The sequence below is a fragment of the Gemmatimonas sp. genome, assembly GCF_031426495.1.
In the GTDB taxonomy this organism is placed as follows: domain Bacteria; phylum Gemmatimonadota; class Gemmatimonadetes; order Gemmatimonadales; family Gemmatimonadaceae; genus Gemmatimonas.
The window spans coordinates 65,237-82,384 of sequence record NZ_JANPLK010000013.1 but is presented as its reverse complement, the minus strand read 5'-3'; the positions used below and the strand labels follow the sequence as shown (position 1 = coordinate 82,384).

Sequence of the window (17,148 nt, the reverse complement as noted above, 5' to 3'; positions counted from 1 at the left end):
GCTGGCAACGGTCCGCCCCGGTTGCACTGGCCCCGATGCGGCACTCGGGTGAGCTTTCCCCAGCATGTCCCCACAGTTTGTCGACCCCTCGCTGCCCAAACGGATTGATCGTTGGCGCAGCCCCGCGCTCGGTCTGGAAATGCCGATCGTGTCGTACGGATGGCGTGGTCAGCCCATCCTGCTCTTCCCCACGGCCGCCGCCGACTTTCTGGAGAACGAGCGCTTCTGGTTGATCAAAGCGATCGAGCCGCTGCTCATGCAGGGGCGCATTCGCGTGTTCTCGATCGACAGCATCAACAAGCTCGCGTGGATGGACCGTAGCTTGCCGGTGCCGGAAGCCGGCCGACGTCAGGCGCTGTACTCGCGCTACATCGAAGACGAAGTCGTGCCGTACATCCGCCATGTCTGCGGTGACGGGCAGGCGCGCGCGATTACCACCGGCGCCAGCTTCGGCTGCTTCCACGCCGCGAACGCGCTGTTCCGTCGCCCCGATCTCTTTGGCGGACTGATCGGCATGAGCGGCTTCTACGATTTGTCGCCGAGCTACTTCAAGGGCTACACCGACGACAACTGCTATTTCAACAACCCGATGTGGTACGTGGCGAACATGGAGGGCGGCGCCCTCGATACGCTGCGGCATCACACGCGGATTGCGATCGTGGCTGGGCAGGGCGCGTACGAAAAGCCCGACGCGACGCGCGTGTTCCACGACCTGCTCGATCGCAAGCAGATCGGACATACCTTCGACCTGTGGGGGCATGACGTGAACCACGACTGGCCGTGGTGGCGCAAGATGCTGCCACACTATCTGGAGCGACTCGGATGCTGACACGCCGTATTGGGTTCGTGGTGACGAGTCTTGGGTTGGCGATGAGCCTGCCCACGACGGCCGCGGCGCAGGCCGCCACCAAGAAGCCGGCGGCCCCGGCGATCTCGATTAAGGATGCGTCGCTCGAGGCCCGCCTTACGTACGTGCGCAAGCTGTTGCGGAACACGCCGCTGGTGGACGGACACAACGATCTGCCGTGGGCGATGCGTGAAGCGGCGAAGGATCCGCTCGATGTGGTGGCGTATGATCTGCGCCGCAAGACGGCCGGCATGACCGACATCGCGCGCCTGCGCAAAGGCATGGTAGGCGGACAGTTCTGGTCGGTGTACATCCCTGGCGAAGTACGCGACTCGGGCTACGCGCGCATTCAACTCGAGCAGATCGACATCGCCAAGCGCACGATTGCGCGCTATCCGGATGTGTTCGTACCGGCGTTCACCGCGGCCGATGTGCGCAAGGCGTATGCGCAGGGGAAGATCGGCTCCCTGCTGGGCATGGAAGGCGGACACGCGATCGAGAATTCGCTGGGCGCCTTGCGCTCGTACTACGAACTCGGCGCGCGCTACATGACGCTCACGCACAATGTGACGCTCGATTGGGCCGACGCCGCGAACGATGTGCCACGCAACAACGGCCTCACCGCTTTCGGCAAGGAAGTCGTGCGCGAGATGAACCGGCTCGGCATGATGGTCGATCTGGCGCATACGTCACCGGCGGTGATGAGTCAGGCGCTGTCGGTGTCGGAAGCGCCGGTGATCTGGTCACATGCCGCGGCGCGCGGTGTCACCGATGTGCCGCGCAACGTGCCCGACTCCATTCTCTCGCGCCTGCCCAAGAACGGCGGCGTGGTGATGATGACGTTCGTGCCCGGCTTCGTGTCGCAGTCGGTGGCGAACTATGGCGCGCAGGTCACCGCCATCCGGGATTCGCTCATCAAGCGCTTCCCGAACGACAACGATTCGCAGTTCAAGGCCTTCGCGCCGTGGCGTCAGGCGCACCCCACACCGATCGCGACGATCAGTGACGTGGCCGATCATCTCGATCACATCAAGAAGATCGCCGGTGCGGCGCACGTGGGGATCGGCGGCGATTTCGACGGCATCACGGAAACCGTTCAGGGCCTCGAAGATGTCTCAACGTATCCGACGCTGTTCGCCGAACTGCTGAAGCGCGGCTGGACCGATGCGGAACTGAAGGGACTCGCCGGCGAGAACGTGCTGCGTGCCCTGAAGGGTGCTGAATCAGTATCGGCGCTGCTGCGCAAGACACGTCCCGCTTCCACGAAGACCATCCAACAACTCGACGGACGCCGAAAATGAGCCTCGATCGCCGCACCTTCCTGAAGCACTCGGCGCTGCTCGGCGGCGCGGTGGGTCTTGGTCTTCCCGCAGCCGCACAGGCGTTTACCGCCGACGGCGTGCGACCAGTGCTGTATCGCCCGGAAGCGGGGAGCGCGCAGCCGAAGCCGCTGCGCGTTCTCATTCTGGGCGGCACCGGATTCATCGGACCGAATCAGGTAGAGTACGCGCTGGCGCGGAAGCACAACGTGACGCTGTTCAATCGCGGCAAGACGAACGCGACGCTGTTTCCGAAAGTCCCGCGCATCATCGGCGATCGCAATGTGGCCGGCGGGCACGATGGACTGAAGAAGGGCACGTGGGACGTCGTGATCGACAATCCCACGCGCAATCCGTTGTGGGTGCGCGGCGCCGGTGAAGCGCTCAAGGGACGCGTGGGCCAGTACATTTTCGTGTCCACGATCTCGGTGTTCAGCGACAACTCGATCATCGGCATGGACGAGAGTGGACCGCTACACAAGCCGGGCGATCCATCGGTGTGGGCCAGCAACGATGGCGCGAATTACGGCCCGAACAAGGTGCAGTGCGAGTTCGACGCCAAGGCGCAGTTCGGCGAGGACAAGGTCACCATCGTCCGTTCGGGCTTGATTGTCGGTCCTGGTGATTTGAGCGACCGCTTCTCGTACTGGCCGGTGCGCATCGACAAGGGCGGGGAGATTCTCGCGCCGGGCACACCGAACGACGCGGTGCAGTACATCGACGCCGAAGACCTCGGGCAGTGGATGGTGCGGCTAGCCGAGAATCACACGGTCGGCACGTTCAACGCGACCGGTCCGAAGTCGCCGACGAACATTGCCGAGATGCTGTACGGCATCAAAGCGGTGACCAGCAGCGACGCCCATTTCACGTGGGTCGCGGCCGATTTCCTGGCGGCGAATCAGGTGCGGCCGTGGAGTGACATGCCGGTGTGGATGCCGCCCTCCGGGCGCACGGCCGGCTTCATGGCGGTGAATTGCAACAAGGCGTTCGCCGCCGGCCTCACGGTGCGACCGCTGGCCGATACGGCGAAGCACACGCTCGACTGGTACAAGACGCGTCCGGCGGCCGAGCAGGAGAAGGCGCGGGCCGGGCTCGCGCCGGAGAAGGAGAAGACGGTGCTGGCCGCGTGGCACGCCAAAGTAGGCAAGTGAGCGTGACGCTTTCAACGGCGCCACTTCGCGTGCTGGTGTTAGGCGGGACGGGCTACATCGGGCCTCACCTGGTGGAGCATGCGCTGGCGCGTGGGCATACGGTCACGCTGTTCAATCGCGGCAAGACCAAGCCGGGGTTGTTTCCGAAGGTCGAGAAGCTGATCGGCGACCGCAACGATCCGAACGGACACGAGGCGCTGAAAGGGCGCACGTGGGATGTGGTGTACGATCTGCCGACCACGAATCCGCAGTGGATCGTGAATGCGGCGGCGGTGCTGAAGGGAAAGGTGGCGCAGTATGTGTTCGTGAGCAGCACGGCGGCATACAAAGATTTCACGCGCGCATTCCCCGACGAAACGCATCCCACGCAAGAGCCGGCGCCGATCAGCGGCCCCGATGCGGCCGCTGTGCCGTATGGCAACAAGAAGGTGCGCTGCGAGCAGCTCGTACAGGAGGCGTTCGGTGCCGGCGGTACGGTGGTGCGTCCGGGGCTGATCGTGGGTCCGGGCGATCTCACCGATCGGTTCACCTACTGGCCGGTGCGTATCGAGAAGGGCGGCGAGATTCTCGCGCCGGGTACGCTCGACGATCCGGCGCAGTGGATCGACGTGCGCGATCTCACCGAGTGGATGGTGCGTTTGGGCGAGAGCCGTACGGGTGGTGTGTTCAACGCGGTAGGTCCGCGCACGGTGTGCGGCATCGGAGAACTGTTGTACGGCATCAAGGCCTGCTTCAGCAACGATGCGCACTTCACGTGGGTGCCGACATCATTTCTCACCGCGCAGAAGGTACGCTCGTGGGTGGAGATGCCGGTGTGGTCATTCACCGGGGCGAGCACGGTGGCGTTTAGCACGAGTGTGATCGAGAAGGCGCTGGCGGCAGGGCTCACGTTCCGTCCGCTGGCCACCACGGTGCGCGATGCACTCACCTGGTATCACGCACGACCGGCGGCCGAGCAGGAGAAGCTGCGGGCCGGCATCGCGCCGGAGCGCGAGCGCGACGTGCTGGCCGCGTGGCATGCCCAGCAATCCGGAGCCAAGTGATCCGTCGCATCATGGCGAAGCTGGTGACGGTGGAAGACGGCGAGTGGCGGGCCACGCTGCTCGCCTTTGCATTCTTCTTCTTTCTGCTGGCCAGCTATTTCATTTTGCGCAGCATTCGCGATGCGATCGGCGTTGCGGCGGGCACAGCGAAGCTGCCTTGGTTGTTCACGGGCACGCTCGTCGCCACACTGCTGGCGAATCCGTTGTACGCCACGATCGTGTCGCGTCTTCCCGTGCGACGATTCATACCGATCGTGTATCGCGTGTTCAGCGCGCTGCTGTTGCTGTTCGCCTTCGCGGTATACAGCACGGGCCCGGCCGAGGAGAAGTATCTCGGCCCGGCGTTCTGGATTTTCATCAGTGTGTTCAGCCTGTTCGTGCCCTCGGTGTTCTGGGGCTTCATGGCCGACACGTTCTACAGTAACCAGGGCAAGCGGCTGTACGGCTTCATCGGCGTGGGCGGCACGCTGGGCGGCATGTTCGGCTCCAAGTTCACGTCGCTGATGGCGACTGAAGTCGGCACGCCGATGTTGATGTTGATGTCGGTGCTGTTGCTCGAGTGCGGCGTACAGGTGCTTCGGCAATTTCCGCCGAGCTTCCGCGCCGAAACGCGTGATCGAGAGGCGGCTCAGCGCTCGGTGGGCGGCGGCTCACTGGCAGGCATCACGCACGTGCTGCGCTCGCCGTACCTGCTCGGCATCTGTCTGTTCATGCTGCTGTTCACGATCGGCACCACGGTGCTGTACTTCCAGCAGGCGGAGATCGTGGGTGCCAAGTTCACCGATCGTGAGTCGCGCACGGCGTTTCTGGCCAACCTCGATTTTTACGTGCAGCTGCTGACGGTGCTGGCGCAGCTGTTCATTTCGGGTCGCGTAATCAAGTGGATCGGCGTCGGGATGACGCTCGCGATCCTGCCGCTGGTGAGCGTGATCGGTTTCGGCGCGCTCGGTATCTGGCCATCGCTGTCGCTGTTCGTGGCGTTCACGGTCATCCGTCGCGCCGGCAACTACGCGTTCGCCAATCCGGGCCGCGAGGTGCTCTTCTCGGTGATCCCGGCCGAAGACAAATACAAGGCGAAGAACTTCATCGACACGTTTGCGTACCGCAGCGGTGACCAGATCGGCGCGTGGAGCTACGCCGGCATGTCGGCCGCCGGTCTCGCGGTGAGTTCCATCGCATTGATCGCGGCGCCGATGAGCGCGGTATGGCTGGTCATCGCCCTCTGGCTGGGCCGGCGGCACACGCTCATGTCGAAGGCGGAGTCGGCGTAGCGGAATAACAAACAGCTTTACCGCGAATTGTCACCGATGCCCGCGGATTGAACAGCCAAAAAATTGTTTGACTGGGTGCACGCCGCGGTGGTCGTCGTGCTGGCGAAAGCAATCTGTGATTTATCCGCGTTGATCAGCGGTAAGGCTGTTTGGTTTTCTAGAGAACTGAACAGCTTTACCGCGGATTTTCGCGAATGCCCGCGGATTGAACAGCGGAAGCATCTGCCTACTGCGGCACCATCTTCACGAAGCCGTCGTACTTCCAGGTGCCGCCCACGCGGAGCCAGCGTTCGCAGAAGGTGTAGCGGTTGGTCTGCGGCAACTGACCCTCGAGGGCGGGCGCGGCGGTGAACTGGGTGGTGTACGAGAGATTGATCTCGTGCGGCAGTTCACCACGTTCGATGCGGGTGATCGCCACCCAGACGCCGGTTGGCGTGGGGCATCCCACGCCGCCCACGGCGGGGCACGGGTCGATGTCGAGGGCGCGGGTCTCGGGCCAGTCGGCGATCGGGGCGAACGTGATCGCCGACAGCGTTTGACCGTTGTACTGCCGCACGGCCTCGCTCGTCGCCGCCCGCCCGAACCGTTTCGCGCTGTACTCGGCGATCGGGATACCAGCCGGGCGGTCCTGCGTAATGATCCGTACAATGGCTTTCGACACCAACGACTCGGCGTCGGGCAGCGACCAGGCGCCGGCCAGGACCAGCGGTCGGTCGGGACCGACGCGCGCCTGTGCCGCGAGGGGCTTCCACGGACTGCCGATGGCGAGTACGACCAATGCCGCCGCCGCACTGAGGCGGTCGCGAAAGGCGCGCGAGGGAACTACCGTGAGCACTTGGATCGTCATGGTTGGCTCGTGAATGCTACACCGAATTCGGTAGCGCGTCGCTGGGCTCGCTGAGTTTCGTCCCATTCGGTGTTCCGTGCGGTGACACGGGACACGTCGACGTCACACCATGCGCACGACTTCGCTCTTGCTGTCAGGCGAGGCCGCGGTACGAGACATCGCTCATCGGCTCGGGTCTCGTCCTCTCCCGTTCGGGGTGCCACAGGCGAAGGAGTTGCCCACGCTAGACGATCTGCGGGCGGCGCGGTGTATTGTGGTTGCGTAGTGCCTCATGTTTCGCGCCAGCGGCAGCTGAGCTTCGACGTCAGCCACTTGACAGTGTTAAGTGAACCTCCCACCTTTCTGGTCATGACCACCTCCGCCATCCGCACTGCTTCGCTGGCCCGCCGGGAACGGCAAAAGGCCGAGACGCGACAGGCTATCCTGGACGCGGCGCGGGAGCTGTTCGTGACCGACGGCGTAGAGGCCACCACGATGCGGGCGATCGCCGCCAAGATCGGCTACACGCCGACGGCGATCTACCACCACTTTCGGGACAAGGACGCCCTGATCGTGGAGCTGTGCATGGCCGACTTCCGTGCGCTCGGTCAGGCGATGTACAAGATTGGGCGGATCGAGGACCCAGTGGAACGACTGCGGCGGATGGGCTTGGCGTACACCGACTTCGCGCTCGATAATCCGAGCCAGTATCGGTTCATGTTTATGACATCATTAAAACAGCCGATGGTTGACGCCTCTGGAAATGCGATAACATCACCAGACGAGGATGCCTACGGCTTTCTGCTGCAGACCGTCACCGAAGGGATCGACAAGGGCGTCTATCGCCCCGAGCTGAGCGACGCCCCGGAGCTTGCCCAGATGTTCTGGGGCGGCATCCATGGCATTATCTCGCTCTGGTTCACCCACTGCAATGATCCGCACATCGTGCTCCGGGATCCCCGCGAAACCGTCCGCACCATGTGCGACGCCATGATCCGCGGCAGCCTGCGAAACTCGTCCTGACGAAATTCCGTCAGGTCTTCAGATCCATCGGACGCCTCGGCGTCCTTCTTTCGACCCATCCACTTAACAGCGTTCTATTAACTAGCAATGTTCTACACACTACCGCCATTTAGAGCGAACCGCTGGCTGCCTCTACTGCTCACCACCGCGCTCTCGGTCGCCTTCTCCGCCGCGGCCAACGCGCAGAGCGCCACCACCGCCAGGCAGCTCCTCGATGGCTACGTGGCCGAGGCGCTCGCCGCCAATCTCGCGATCGCGCAGCAGTCGGTCGCGCTCTCCCGCGCCAACGCCGGAGTGCGCGAGGCCAACGGGCGATTCCTCCCCACGGTCGGCCTGAACGCCCGGTACTCCGAGTTCAGCGGCGTCGTCAACATCGGCGACTTCATCAACCCGGCCTACGCCGCGCTCAACCAGCTCATCGGCGAATCCCGGTTTCCGACCAACGTGAACGCGACCCTTCCGTTCCGTCAGGAAACCAAGCTCGAGCTCACCCAACCGCTCTTCAACGACGCCCTCTTCGGCGCACGTGCCGCAGCGCGGGCCCAACGCGACCTCGCCGGCGCCACGCGCAAAGGTGCCATGCGACAGCTCGCCGCCGATATCCAGCAAGCTTGGCTCGGCTACGCCAGCACGGTCCGCGCCGTCGAAACGCTCGAGTTCACGCTACCGGTGCTCGACGAGAACGTACGGGTGAGCGAGCGCCTCATTGGCGCCGGACAAGCCACGCCCGATGTGCTGCTGCGTGCGAGGGCCGAACGCAGCGAGCTGTTGCAGCAGATCGAAGAGGCAAAGCGACAACGCCATGCCGCGCAGCGCGGCTTCAACCTGCTGCGCAATCGTGACGACGACTCGGCCATCACGCTCGTTGATGACAGCACACTGCTGCACGTCGATACGCTGTCGCGGAGCGCGGTGCTGGCCCATTCCTTGGCGCACCGTGAAGAGCTTGCGCAGGCTGGCAGCGGGATCTCGCTCGCCCGCGCGCAGCAGCGCATTGCCAGCTCCGCCTACCTGCCGAACCTCGCGCTGGCGGCGAGCTACGGCGTGCAAGGTGATCGCTATCGCTTCAATAGCCGTAGCGACGTGGGCCTCGCCTCGTTGGTGCTATCGTGGAACGCCTTCAACGGCGGGCAGGACGCCGCCCGTCGCGAACAGGCGAACGCCACGCGCACGGAGGCGGAGTATCGCCAGCGTGAGGCTGAGCGCGCCATCGCGTTGCAGGTCGGCAACGCGTACGACGCCGTGCAGTCGGCCCGCAGCACGCTGACCACCGCAGGCGATCGACTGGCAAGTGCCGAGCGCGCCTTCGCGTTGGTGCAGCGCCGCTTCGCCGAGGGACTTGCCACGCCGGTGGAGTTCCTGAGCGCACGCACCGCGTTCACATCGGCTGCAATCAACCAGGTGATCACGCGCTTCATCTTCGCCACCCGCGTGGTGGAACTCGAGCGCGCCGCCGCCTTGCGCGCGCTCCCCAACTGAGTCGATGCGCCGAGCCAAGGATCAATCATGCCTACCCCCTCCACCCCCACGAACATGACAATGACGACGACCAGCCCCCGCACCTCGCATATGCTTCGCCCCACCATGCTGCTGTCGGCGGCCATGTTGCCGCTGTTGGCGGCCTGCGACAGGGCGCCGGCAGCTGAGCAGGATGTCGCCGCGCGCGCACCAGCGGTGTCGGTAAACGTCGCCACCGTCACCAGCGATACCCGCGCCACTGCGGTCACCGCCACCGGTACCTTCGGCTCTCGCGATGAGATCCCGCTGGCGTTCAAGATCGGCGGCATCGTGGCGCGCGTGTTGGTTGACGAAGGCGCCACGGTGCAGCGCGGGCAACTGCTCGCCTCGCTCGACCTGCGCGAGATCAACGCCGCCGTCGACAAAGCGCAGGTGGGCTTCGACAAGGCTCAGCGCGATCAGGCCCGGGTGCAACGGCTGGCTGCCGACAGTGTGGCCACGCTCGTGCAACTGCAGGATGCTACGTCGGCGCTCGAGGCAGCGCGGTCGGATCTCGTCACCGCCAAGGTGAATCGCGAGTACGCCACGATCGTGGCGCCGGAAGGCGGTATCGTGCTGCAGCGACTGGTCACGGCCGGTTCGAACGTGTCGGCAGGCACGCCGATCATCCAGTTGGGCGGCTCGCGTCGCGGACGAGTGCTCCGGGTGGGACTGCCCGACCGCGATGCGCTGCGTGTGCAACTGGGCGACGCCGCCACAGTGCACTTCGATGCGCTGCCCTCGCGCACTTTCACCGGGCGCGTGCAGATGCTTGGTCGCTCGGCGGATCCTCGCACCGGCACCTACGCCGTCGAGATCACCGTGAATGGCGCCGACGCACTGCCTAGCGGACTCGTGGGGTCGGTCGCCATCGCGACGCGCGGTGACGCCAAAGTCGCCACACGCGGCGAAACGGCATCGGCGTCGGTATCGGTGGACGCCCTGCTCGAGGCCGATCGCGATTCCGCGACGGTGTACACGGTCGCGCCCGCGAGTGGGGCGTCAGGCGACATGATCGCGCAGCCCCAGCGCGTACGCGTAACTGGTGTGACCGGCGACCGTGCCTTGGTGGAAGGGCTCGCGCCCGATACACGCATCGTGACGCGCGGCGCGGCGTACGTCACGCCCGGTGCTCGGGTGCGCATCGTCACCGCAGATACGCTCGATGCTGCGTTGAAGGCGAACGTTGCGAAGCGCACGGCGGTGCTGCCATGAACTTCCTGGGCAAGCTGGCCGAATTCTCGGTCAAACGGTGGCAGTTCACGGTGCTGCTGTTCCTCATGTTCGGGGCACTCGGCGTGACAAGTTGGATGGCGATTCCGCGCGCCGAAGATCCCGATTTTCCGGTGCCGATCTTCACCACGGTGGCGGTGTATCCCGGCGCGTCGCCGGAGGACATGGAGCAGCTGGTCACCGAGCCGATCGAGAAGCAGCTCAAGTCGCTTACCGAGGTGAAGAAGCTGGAGTCGACGAGCAGCGACGGGCTATCGGTGATCAAGATCGAGTTCGAGTCGGAATCGGATGCCGAGCGCAAGTACGATCAGGTGATCCGTGAGGTGAACGCGCTGCGGGCCGAGCTGCCGGCGGCGTTGCAACGGCTGGAAGTGCTGCGCAACGAGAACTCCGATCTCACGGTGTTTCAGGTGGCGCTGGTGGCGCCGCAGGCTCCGTATGCGCAGGTGGACGACATGGCCAAGCGCTTTGAAGACGCACTGGAGCGCGTGCCCGGTGTGAAGAAGGCGGAGCGCTGGGCGGCGCCACCGCGCGAGATGCAGGTCACGCTCGATCTCGGGCGCATGGCGCGACTCGGTCTCACGCCGGCGCAGGTGTTGAACGCGCTGGGCAGTGACAATGCCCAGATCCCCGGCGGATCGGTGGATGTCGGCACGCGTCGCTACAACATTGCCACGACCGGTCGCTACAAGAACGCCGAGGATGTGCAGCGCACCGTGATTGCGGGCGCCAATGGGGCGGTAGTGCGCGTGCAGGATGTGGCCACGGTGCAGTGGGGCGATGGCGACGCGGTCCACATGGGTCGCTGGAACGGACAGCGCGCGATGTGGGTGACGGTCGCGGTGCAGAAGGGCAAGAACGTGTCGGCGGTGAAAACCGATGTGTGGGAGGCGCTCGATGTACTCGAGAAAGGCCTACCCAAGGGCATCACGCTGGCGCGGGGCTTCGATCAGTCGCAGAACGTGGACAGCCGCTTGGGGCAACTTGGCAAAGACTTCGCCATCGCCCTGCTGTTGGTGCTGATCACGTTGCTGCCGCTGGGGACCCGCGCGTCGGTGATCGTGATGATCTCGATTCCGCTGTCGCTGGCCATGGCGGTGATGCTGCTGTACGCCACGGGCTACAGCATCAATCAGCTCTCCATCGTGGGCTTCGTGATTGCGTTGGGGCTGTTGGTGGACGATTCGATCGTGGTGGTCGAGAACATTTCACGATTTCTTCGCAACGGATACACGCGCACCGAGGCTGCCATCGAAGGCACCAAGCAGATTGGCGTCGCGGTGTTGGGTGCGACGGGCACGCTGATCTTCGCCTTCCTGCCGCTGTTGTTCCTGCCGGGCTTGGCGGGCAAGTACATCCGGTCGCTGCCAATCGCGGTGGTGTTTGCGGTGGTGTCGTCGTTGTTCGTGTCGCTCACGATCATTCCGTGGCTGGCCAGCCGACTCATGCCGCGCACCGAGCACGCCGAGGGCAATCGCGTGCTGCAGTGGCTCGATCGCGGCATTCATCGCACGTATGCGCCGTTGTTGCATCGCGCGTTGGCGGCGCCGCGTACCACGCTGGTGCTCGCCCTGCTGCTGGTGGTGGGCTCGGTGGCCTTGGTGCCGGCGGTAGGCTTCTCGCTGTTTCCCAAGGCCGGCACGCCGCAGTATCACGTAGACATCGAAACGCCTGAGGGCACGTCGCTGGCGGAAACCGATCGCGCGGCGCGGTATGCCGAAGCGGTGATCCGGCAGCATCCCGGTACGCGGGGCGTGTTCGCCAATGTCGGCAAGGACAATCCGGCGGTGTACTACAACGTGTTCCAGCGGGCCGAGGCGCCCAATCGTGGGCAGCTGATCGTGCTGTTGAACGCGTACCACAATGTGCGCACGCCACTGGCGCTGGATTCGTTGCGGCAGCGGTTGGCGTTGTATCCGGGCGCGCGCATCGAGCTGAAAGAGTTCGAGAACGGACCGCCCATCGACGCGCCGATCGCGATGCGCATTGAGGGCACCAGCCTCGATACGCTTCAGCGGATCGCCGCGCGGTACGACGCGGTGTTCAAGCGCACGGAGGGCACGCAGTATGTGAACAACCCCGTGCGACTGCGGCGCTCGGATCTCACGCTGGTGGTCGACAAGCAGAAGGCGGGCTTGCTGGGCATCCCGAGTGTGGAAGTGGAGCGTACGCTGCGGTTAGGGATCGCGGGACTGGAGGCGGGGAAGATTCGCGCCGCGAACGGCGACGAGTATCCGCTCATGGTGCGCATCGCGCACAACGGCCGACCGGCGCCCGAGGCACTCGATCGCATTCAGGTAAGCAGCGTGACGGGGGCGATGATTCCGCTGTCGCAGATCGCGTCCATGCGCTTCAGTGCGTCGCCGACCACGATCGACCATGTGAACCGTCAGCGCTCGGTCACGATCACGAGCTACGTGCGCTCCGGGTACAACACCGACGCCGTGACGAAGCAGGTCATGGCCGCGCTCGATTCCATCGCGCTGCCGGTGGGCTACGTGATGCACCCGGCCGGTGAGATCGAGAGCCGCGAGGAAAGCTTTGGCGGCATCGGCGGCGCGATCATCGTGGCGGTGTTCGCGATTCTCGCCATTCTGGTCCTCGAGTTCCGCGACTTCCGCACCACGCTCGTGGTCGCGTCGGTGATTCCGCTGGGCTTGGTAGGTGGTATCGTGGCGCTGCTGCTGAGTGGCTACACGTTGTCGTTCACCGCGATGATCGGCTTCGTGGCGCTGGTAGGCATCGAGATCAAGACCAGCATTCTGCTGGTGGACTTCACCGATCAGCTGCGGCGACAAGGGGTGAGTCTGGATGACGCGATTCAGCAGGCGGGCGAGATCCGCTTCCTGCCGATCGTGCTCACGACGATGACGGCCATTGGTGGGTTGCTGCCGCTGGCGTTTCAGGGATCGGGGCTGTACTCGCCGCTAGCTTGGGTGATCATTGGTGGACTGGTGTCGAGCACCCTGATCGCGCGGTTGGTCACGCCGGTGCTCTACAAGCTGCTGGCGCCGGCGCTCGAGGAGAGTGAGGAGGCGGAAACGATGCGTCGTGCAGCGAGTTTGGTGCCGTCCCCAGCCTTCACCCCATAGCCTTCAAGCTAAAGCTGCGTTGCCTCCTTGGGTCGCCTGCCGTCGCCTTGGGTGTGTCCCGTCTTCAGTTGAAATTCGGGTGAGTGCCTTATGAAAACCGCTCACGCAAGCGCGAGGCGGACGGGGAGTTTGCCAGTTAGCGCGCGCTGGAGCAAGGGCAGGTGTTTGCATCCTTTCACGCGCCGGAAATTCTGTTCGATGTGCAAGAGCGTGGCCGCGCACCATCGCTGCTTCTGATCGCTCGTTCGCCAGCGACCTACCCGGCGCGTTTTGGCTTCGATGCGGGCCATCACACTTTCGATGAGATTGGTGGTCTTGAAGCTGGTGCCCAGCTCGGCGAAGACGTCGAGCCGATGCAGCGTCAGCGTGTCCTCCAGGCCCGCCTCGAGACTCCGCGCTGCGGACTCGTTGAGCTTCGCTAATTCGGTTACGAGTTTTTGCAGCGCGCGCTTGGCGTCCTCGTAGGTGGCGTGTTGGTACGCCGCCTGCAGCTTGCGCCGCCAGATCACCTGCAGGGACGTCGTCAAATAGCTGACGACATTCTCCCGCTTGTGCCACTGGCACCGCTGCACCGGCACGTCGTCGCCGAACACGTCGCGGACGGCGGCGCGCAGGCCCTTGGCCCCGTCGAGCACCACCAGCAGGCCGGTGGGCGCACGGAAGCCGCGCTCGATCAGCTCGCGGAGAAACGCGGCGCACACGCGCTTGTTCTCGGTGGCGGTTTGCACGAGTCCCAAGACGCGCTTCTCGCGGGTGCTCGTGACCCCCAACGCGATCACCACTTGATCGGCCGCGAAGGACTTGCCGTCGAGCAGCAACACGAGCCACTCGCGACCATCGTGCCGCCGCTCGTGGAACGCGCGCAGCGTGTGGGCACTCGCCCCGATGAAGCGCCGGGAGACGCTCGACTTGGCCAGCCCAAACGCTTCGGGCACCGCTTCCGCCGCGGCTTCGTACTCGCGACACGACAGGCCGCCCAACACGCGACGAAACAACCCTACATCCCGCGCGCGCGGCGTCTGCAACTGTGCGTAGGTCGCGAGCGGGACTTCGGTGCCGGCGTCTCGATCCCGCACGCGGTGGACGATGATCGGCACTTTCTGATCGGCGAGGAAAATCGACCCAGCTTGCGAGCCCCATCGGGCGATCCCGGCATGGCCATCGCGATGCGCGTACCGCGCACCCGCCAACGCCGTGACCTCCTGCTGCAGCGCGTCCTGCACGGCCTTGAGCCCCAACGGGATCAGGGCCTGTATCAGCGACAGCGCCACGGTGCCATCGTCCAACGGCGCGACCGTCTGGATCGGCGGTGATGCGGCTGGCTGGTGCGCACGCGTTTCCTTTCGTACTCTTCGCATGGGTGGTGCCCTCTGTAGTGAAGTGCGAATCCTGGCCGGGATCAACGCTTCAGTATGGAGGCACCACCCGAATTTCAACTAGACTTGGGACAGACCCCGTCGCCTGAGTGCTCTTGACATTGAAAAGAAACGAGGCTTCGTTCGTTAAGTGCGCCCGATAGGCCACGAGCTTGTACCTTCAATGTTCATTTTCAAATTACCATGGTGAGTCAAAACGTGAGAAAGAGAAATGCAGGCTGCGATCGAATTGCGAAACACCTTGGCATCGCTCTATTCCTTGGCGCATGCTCGGAATCCGCTCTTGCTCCGCGAGTCGACAGTCCAAAGGCGACGATCGTGGACAGGGTTGAGAGCGGTAGCGCAACGGCCACCTTCGAACGGCGAGACCGAGTCGACGTTGAGTTGCGCGCGACAGGAGAATTCACACCGGGAGCGACTCTAATCCTCTCGAGTGAAATTCGAGGCCTTCGGGGTACATCGGCAAGTCAGCTGAGCTTGCGAGCTGTGCACGCGAAGAGCATCGACGGAAGCCGAAAACAAATGGCGACAAAGAATATATCGGCTGCATCAGGCAGCTTGGTTTCGCACAATACTGCGGTGACGTTCGCCGCTCCGGGATACTATCCGGTCATTACGTCCGTAAGTACATCGTCAGCCGAAGAGCAAACCCAGGATCGCGACCTCGGTGTTCCGGTGTCGAATGTCGTCACCAGCAACCGTTGGATTCTGATTGACAAACAGGGTGGCCGAATTGATGACCAGTATGACCCTCGAATTCTTGACGATACGTCTCGATACTTGACCGAGGGCTCGACCGGAGAGTTCCGTCCTCGTCTGACGCCTGCCGTGTCTCTGTCACCCCAGCATCAGCCGTCGTATTCTGCCGCTGCCGTATCGAGCGTGTCGACGTCCGACTTTAACGGACGCATCACCTATCAGCGCTTCGATTTCGCATCGGGCGCCTATTCAACTCAGGGGGTGGCAGGCGCAAGGGTTTACGGCTACTGCGCAAGCATCGATGATGAGCCAGTTGGATACTTCGACCTTGCAGCGAATGCGCAGGGTATCTTCTCTGTAGATTGCAACACTCCAGAGGCATACCGAATAAGTGTTCAGGGAGCGCTCACTGGCCTAGGCGTGCAGGTAAACGGAAGCAGCAACAACTTCGCCGGCGTGAACGGCTCGATATTTGCCTCCTCGCTAGGTCAACAAGTTGATTTAGCGGTAATTAATAACGAGGCCGCGCAGGTTTTTGTGAACCATCTTCGCTACAACGTCAACGTAAGTACGATGTTCGGACGAAGCCGAAGTCCAATCACGTATCGCGTGAGCAACGGTGCAGCCTTTGCTACCAATTATGATCCCGGACTCGACTTTATTCGAATAGGTCCAAATAGTGCCGTCGGGCGCAATGGAGTCATTAACGTCGTTCATGAGTACGGGCACGCGTTTCATTACGTGGCGATTGAACCTTGGGCAACGTACTTCTGCAGCAGTCCAAGTAATGTTCACGCCTACAACCAGCCCTACACCACATCATGTGCGTTCATCGAGGGCTTCGCGGACTTCTTCGCAGCGCGCGTCATAAATTCAATCGACGGGTCGCTGGCGTTCGGAGATGGCTTGCATCAGGGTGAACTTGAAGCCAACCCCTACCGGTCGTTAGGAAACGGTCTTCTGATAGAGGCGAGCATCGCGGCGCTGTTCATGGACCTCGCTGACACGCAGGCAGACATTGACGGAATCACCGCCGATGACGACAGTGTTTCGATTAGCCTTTTCGCTATCACGCAGATAATGAAACAATGCCGTCTCGTAAGCCCAAACTCCGCATTGTTGAGCCACTCCGATCAGTTCATCAACTGCGCTGCAGGTTCAGTTGGCGAGCGTGCATTTGCGCCGAGCTCGGCCATTGGGTCGTGGGCCGTTTATAGCGGACTATCGTACGATGCATCGACACCACTGCCGAATCAAAGTCTGTTTCGCGCGCTGTGGCGCTTTAATCTTTACAACCTCTGACGGACGGTTCATGTCGAAGACTCAATCCGAGACAAGCGTACGCGTGGGCTTGATGTGTGTGATCCTAGCGGCAACACTTTCTGCTTGCTCGACAGCTCCGACAGTCGGCCCCACTGGCGAAGCCGCGACAGTCGGACTCGCTGCAGTTCGCGGTCGCGTAGTGGATCTCGACGGTGTTCCCCTCGATTCGTTTCGGCTCGTCGGGAGCGTCCCGGATTCCAGCGGCTTCTATACAGTGGTCACCAGCATCACCTCGACCTCCGGCAGCTATTCGTTGCGACTTCGGCGAAGTGCGGCAGCCCGACCAGATTCGGTGCTCGTCACGGTGACGGCGACATCCACTAAAAGCGGCGATCGGACCGCGGAGGGAATAAGTCGTTCTGTGCGGGAAACCGTCTGGCTTCCGTTTGTCGCTGAATCCGACACGGTGACGAATCGTTCGCGTGATCTCATTGTGCCGTTTCGTCGA

General features: G+C 63.4%; 12 protein-coding genes. 10 read left to right on the top strand and 2 right to left on the bottom strand.

Features of this window, described 5'->3' with window-relative positions; translation table 11 throughout:
* The first annotated feature begins 64 nt into the window (after positions 1-64).
* From RMP10_RS04035 to RMP10_RS04015, 5 genes are read left to right on the top strand one after another with little or no spacing between them, the layout of a single operon-like run.
* Entirely contained in the window at positions 65-829 is a 765-nt protein-coding gene (locus RMP10_RS04035; RefSeq protein WP_309672835.1) for an alpha/beta hydrolase-fold protein, read from the top strand.
* Positions 823-2,148 (top strand): dipeptidase, encoded by a 1,326-nt coding sequence (locus tag RMP10_RS04030; protein ID WP_310569143.1) that lies wholly within the window; start codon positions 823-825, stop codon positions 2,146-2,148. The genes RMP10_RS04035 and RMP10_RS04030 overlap by 7 nt, the downstream gene beginning before the upstream one ends.
* On the top strand, positions 2,145-3,317 hold the full coding sequence (locus tag RMP10_RS04025) for a twin-arginine translocation signal domain-containing protein (protein WP_310569142.1): 1,173 nt from the start codon (positions 2,145-2,147) through the stop codon (positions 3,315-3,317). Before RMP10_RS04030 ends, RMP10_RS04025 begins: the two co-directional genes overlap by 4 nt.
* A complete protein-coding gene (locus tag RMP10_RS04020; protein ID WP_310569141.1) occupies positions 3,314-4,360 on the top strand; it encodes an NAD-dependent epimerase/dehydratase family protein in 1,047 nt (348 codons plus the stop codon). The genes RMP10_RS04025 and RMP10_RS04020 overlap by 4 nt, the downstream gene beginning before the upstream one ends.
* On the top strand, positions 4,357-5,631 hold the full coding sequence (locus RMP10_RS04015; protein ID WP_310569140.1) for an MFS transporter: 1,275 nt from the start codon (positions 4,357-4,359) through the stop codon (positions 5,629-5,631). Before RMP10_RS04020 ends, RMP10_RS04015 begins: the two co-directional genes overlap by 4 nt.
* A 226-nt stretch (positions 5,632-5,857) precedes the next feature.
* On the opposite strand, the gene RMP10_RS04010 is transcribed toward RMP10_RS04015, so the two are convergent.
* Positions 5,858-6,478, bottom strand: a complete 621-nt coding sequence (locus tag RMP10_RS04010; protein WP_310569139.1) for a hypothetical protein — start codon at positions 6,476-6,478, stop codon at positions 5,858-5,860.
* Positions 6,479-6,826: 348 nt separating this feature from the next.
* On the opposite strand from RMP10_RS04010, the gene RMP10_RS04005 reads away from it, so the two are divergent.
* From RMP10_RS04005 to RMP10_RS03990, 4 genes are all read left to right on the top strand, one after another.
* Positions 6,827-7,480: a TetR/AcrR family transcriptional regulator gene (locus RMP10_RS04005; protein ID WP_309672842.1), complete on the top strand. Its 654-nt coding sequence runs from the start codon at positions 6,827-6,829 to the stop codon at positions 7,478-7,480.
* Positions 7,481-7,567: 87 nt separating this feature from the next.
* The gene (locus RMP10_RS04000; RefSeq protein WP_310569138.1) at positions 7,568-8,959 is read left to right on the top strand and encodes a TolC family protein; all 1,392 of its coding nucleotides are present in this window, start codon (positions 7,568-7,570) and stop codon (positions 8,957-8,959) included.
* Positions 8,960-8,986: 27 nt separating this feature from the next.
* On the top strand, positions 8,987-10,192 hold the full coding sequence (locus tag RMP10_RS03995; RefSeq protein ID WP_310569137.1) for an efflux RND transporter periplasmic adaptor subunit: 1,206 nt from the start codon (positions 8,987-8,989) through the stop codon (positions 10,190-10,192).
* Positions 10,189-13,302 carry an efflux RND transporter permease subunit gene (locus RMP10_RS03990; protein ID WP_310569136.1) on the top strand — a complete coding sequence of 1,038 codons (3,114 nt, stop codon included), beginning with the start codon at positions 10,189-10,191 and terminating at the stop codon, positions 13,300-13,302. Before RMP10_RS03995 ends, RMP10_RS03990 begins: the two co-directional genes overlap by 4 nt.
* Positions 13,303-13,403: 101 nt before the next feature.
* On the opposite strand, the gene RMP10_RS03985 is transcribed toward RMP10_RS03990, so the two are convergent.
* Positions 13,404-14,660, bottom strand: coding sequence for a transposase (locus RMP10_RS03985; protein ID WP_310569135.1), 1,257 nt, complete (start codon positions 14,658-14,660; stop codon positions 13,404-13,406).
* A gap of 597 nt (positions 14,661-15,257) precedes the next feature.
* Between RMP10_RS03985 and RMP10_RS03980 the strand changes: the two genes are divergently transcribed.
* Positions 15,258-16,679: a hypothetical protein gene (locus RMP10_RS03980; RefSeq protein WP_310569134.1), complete on the top strand. Its 1,422-nt coding sequence runs from the start codon at positions 15,258-15,260 to the stop codon at positions 16,677-16,679.
* Positions 16,680-17,148 lie beyond the last annotated feature (469 nt).

What these genes read in the sequence shown, in the direction of transcription:
- RMP10_RS04035 (WP_309672835.1), top strand. Translation starts at nt 65, where the DNA reads ATGTCCCCACAGTTTGTCGACCCCTCGCTGCCCAAACGGATTGATCGT.
- RMP10_RS04030 (WP_310569143.1), top strand. Translation starts at nt 823, where the DNA reads ATGCTGACACGCCGTATTGGGTTCGTGGTGACGAGTCTTGGGTTGGCG.
- RMP10_RS04025 (WP_310569142.1), top strand. Translation starts at nt 2,145, where the DNA reads ATGAGCCTCGATCGCCGCACCTTCCTGAAGCACTCGGCGCTGCTCGGC.
- RMP10_RS04010 (WP_310569139.1), bottom strand. Translation starts at nt 6,478, where the DNA reads ATGACGATCCAAGTGCTCACGGTAGTTCCCTCGCGCGCCTTTCGCGAC.
- RMP10_RS04005 (WP_309672842.1), top strand. Translation starts at nt 6,827, where the DNA reads ATGACCACCTCCGCCATCCGCACTGCTTCGCTGGCCCGCCGGGAACGG.
- RMP10_RS04000 (WP_310569138.1), top strand. Translation starts at nt 7,568, where the DNA reads ATGTTCTACACACTACCGCCATTTAGAGCGAACCGCTGGCTGCCTCTA.
- RMP10_RS03995 (WP_310569137.1), top strand. Translation starts at nt 8,987, where the DNA reads ATGCCTACCCCCTCCACCCCCACGAACATGACAATGACGACGACCAGC.
- RMP10_RS03990 (WP_310569136.1), top strand. Translation starts at nt 10,189, where the DNA reads ATGAACTTCCTGGGCAAGCTGGCCGAATTCTCGGTCAAACGGTGGCAG.
- RMP10_RS03985 (WP_310569135.1), bottom strand. Translation starts at nt 14,660, where the DNA reads ATGCGAAGAGTACGAAAGGAAACGCGTGCGCACCAGCCAGCCGCATCA.